Below are 327 nucleotides of genomic sequence, written 5' to 3'. Positions count from 1 at the left end.
CCACGACTACCTGAAAAAGATCCTGACCGCACGCGTCTACGACGTGGCGCGCGAGACCGAACTCGAACGCGCACCCAATCTGTCGGCGCGGCTGCGCAACCCGGTCTACCTGAAGCGCGAGGACAACCAGCCGGTGTTCTCGTTCAAGCTGCGCGGCGCGTACAACAAGATGGCGCACCTCCCCGCCGATGCGCTCGGGCGTGGCGTGATCACCGCGTCGGCGGGCAATCATGCGCAGGGTGTGGCGCTGTCGGCCGCGCGCATGGGCGTGAAGGCGATCATCGTGGTGCCGGTCACGACCCCGCAGGTGAAGGTCGACGCGGTGCG

General features: G+C 67.6%; 1 protein-coding gene. It reads left to right on the top strand.

The genetic code is table 11. The features are described 5' to 3' along the window. Positions 1-327 (top strand): pyridoxal-phosphate dependent enzyme (locus tag BN2475_RS36120; RefSeq protein WP_245841751.1); only part of this gene is annotated, 327 nt, incomplete at both ends.

This window comes from Paraburkholderia ribeironis (assembly GCF_900019265.1).
In the GTDB taxonomy this organism is placed as follows: Bacteria; Pseudomonadota; Gammaproteobacteria; order Burkholderiales; family Burkholderiaceae; genus Paraburkholderia; species Paraburkholderia ribeironis.
The sequence above is the reverse complement of the archived record's forward strand: the minus strand, read 5'-3'. Positions and strand labels throughout refer to the sequence as shown.